General features: G+C 77.5%; 2 protein-coding genes and 1 pseudogene. 1 reads left to right on the forward strand and 2 read right to left on the reverse strand.

The window, feature by feature from the left end; all coding sequences use genetic code 11:
* Positions 1-240: pseudogene (locus ACIQOV_RS38240) on the reverse strand (hypothetical protein); the annotation flags it as partial.
* A 215-nt stretch (positions 241-455) separates the two neighbouring features.
* A complete protein-coding gene (locus tag ACIQOV_RS38245; RefSeq protein WP_401055368.1) occupies positions 456-788 on the reverse strand; it encodes an ArsR/SmtB family transcription factor in 333 nt (110 codons plus the stop codon).
* A 147-nt stretch (positions 789-935) separates the two neighbouring features.
* Between ACIQOV_RS38245 and ACIQOV_RS38250 the strand changes: the two genes are divergently transcribed.
* Positions 936-2117: an MFS transporter gene (locus tag ACIQOV_RS38250; RefSeq protein WP_401055369.1), complete on the forward strand. Its 1182-nt coding sequence runs from the start codon at positions 936-938 to the stop codon at positions 2115-2117.
* The last annotated feature ends 119 nt before the right edge of the window (positions 2118-2236 follow it).

Here is a 2236-nt window from a genome sequence, read left to right on the forward strand (position 1 = left end):
GCACAGGCGGGGCTCCCCCGCGGCACCCCCCGACGCGGTGCCGCCCGGTGCGGCACCGCCCGGCGCGCTGTCGGCGCGCGCGGGCCCGGCACCGGCGACGGCGGCGGTGGCGGCGCCCAGGGCGAGCGCCCCGAGGACGCCGCGGCGGCTGAGCGGACGGTCGAGCGGGCGCTCGGACGGACGGGAGAACGGACGGGAGAACGGACGGTCGGACGGGCGCTCGGGCTGGGATGCGGTCATGGGCGTGGCTCCTGCGGCGGGTCGGGCGGCGGCACGACGGCGGGGTGCGCCGGTGGGCGGTGCGCGCCGGTGGGCGGGGTGCGCGTCCACCGTGCCGACCCGGCCCGCCCGGGCGCATCCGCCCGCGGCAGGAGCCGCCCGGGGGGCCTTACGTCCGCAGGCCTACGCCTGCGGCGGCAGCCGCGGCGCTCCATCCCCTAGGGGCCAACCCGGGTCTACCGTACGGGAGTTGCCTGGCCCGCCAGGAGCGCGTCGAGCAGGCCGGGGAAGCGGGCGTCGAGGTCGGCGCGGCGCAGGCTGACGAAGCGGTTGCGGCCGGCGACGCGGGTGGTGGTGACGCCGGCCTCGCGCAGCACCCGCATGTGGTGGGAGACGGTCGACTTGTGGAGGTGGTCCAGGCCCAGGTCGCGGGGGTCGCAGGAGTGCTCGGCGTCGTCGGCGTAGCTGAGCAGCAGGGTCATGCGCACGGGGTCGCCGAGGGCGTGCAGGACCGTGACGAGGTCGATGTCGGCGGTGGCGGGCTGGGGAAGCCGCTCGTCGTCGCTCATGGCGCACGCTCCTCGGGGGCCGCGGGGAACCGCGGGGGAAACGGATGGTTTGACAATCATCCACCCATCCCCGAGTGTTTGACGAGCATCAAACAGTTGCATGTCCATCCAACAATTGGTTTTCCTTGCGCCCCGGGGGGCCCTGCCGTGCCCGTACGTCTGCTCCTGCTCGCCCTCGGCACCTTCGCCATGGGCACCGACTCGATGGTCTTCGCCGGCATCCTCGGCCCGATCTCCGCCGACCTGGGGGTGTCGGTGCCGGCCGCCGGCCAGCTGGTCACCGTCTTCGCGCTCGGGTACGCGCTGCTGGCCCCGGTGCTGGCCACGCTCACCGCCCGCTGGCCGCGCCGGCGCCTGCTGCTGACCGCGCTCGCGGTGTTCAGCGCGGCCAACGTGCTCAGCGCGCTCGCCCCCACCTACGGGCTGCTGCTGGCCACCCGCGTCCTGGCCGCGGCCGGCGCCGCCCTCTACACGCCCACCGCCAACGCGGTGGCCACCACCCTGGTCGCCCCCGAGCGGCGCGGACGGGCGCTGGCGACCGTGCTCGGCGGGATGACGGTGGCCACCGCGCTCGGCGTGCCGCTGGGCACCTGGGTGGGACGCGCCGACTGGCGGATGACGATGTGGCTGGTCACCGCGCTGGGCCTGGCCGCCCTCGCGGGCCTCGCCCTCCTGCTGCGCGACCTGCCCGCCCCCACCGCCGCCCCCACCCTCAAGGCGCGCCTGGCGCCGCTGGGCCGGCGCCGGGTGCTGGGCGCCGCGGCCACCACGCTGGTGTTCTTCCTCGCCTTCCAGAGCGTCTACATCTTCCTGTCCACCGCGATGTCCGGCGCCACCGGCGGCGACGCCGACCGGCTGAGCCTGATCCTGCTGACCAGCGGCGTGATGTCGGTGGCCGGCAGCTGGCTGGGCGGGCGCATGGTGGACCGGATCGGGGTGCGGCGGGTGCTGCTGGCCGGCTCGGCGGTGGCCGCGCTCGCGTTCGCCGCGCTGCCGTGGCTGGGGCGCAGCATGCCGGGGGCGCTGGGGTACGCGGTGGTGGTGCCGCTGGCGGGGTGGGCGGTGTCGGTGGCGCTGCCGCACCGGCTGGCGTCGATCGATCCGGTGAACGCGCCGCTGCTGATCTCGTTGAACAGCAGTGCGCTGTACCTGGGGACGGCGGCGGGGGGTGCGGCGGGGTCGGCGGCGATCGCGGTGCTGGGCGGGCGGTGGTTCCCGTTCGCGGCGGCGGTGCTGGCGCTGGTGGCGTGCGCGGTGGCGGCGGCGACCACGCGCGACGAGCGCCGGCCCGCTCCGGGCCCGGAGCGGGCGCAGCCGGCGGGCGTCTGAGCGGGCGGCAGCCGGCGGGCCCGGCAGGCGCGCCCAGGAGGTGCGCCCGGCAGGCGCGCCCGGGAGGTGCGGGGGTGCCCCGGTCCGGCGGAACGTGCCGGGCCGGGGCCGCCCGGTGC

This window comes from Kitasatospora sp. NPDC091257, assembly GCF_044757675.1.
In the GTDB taxonomy this organism is placed as follows: Bacteria; Actinomycetota; Actinomycetes; order Streptomycetales; family Streptomycetaceae; genus Kitasatospora; species Kitasatospora lactacystinica.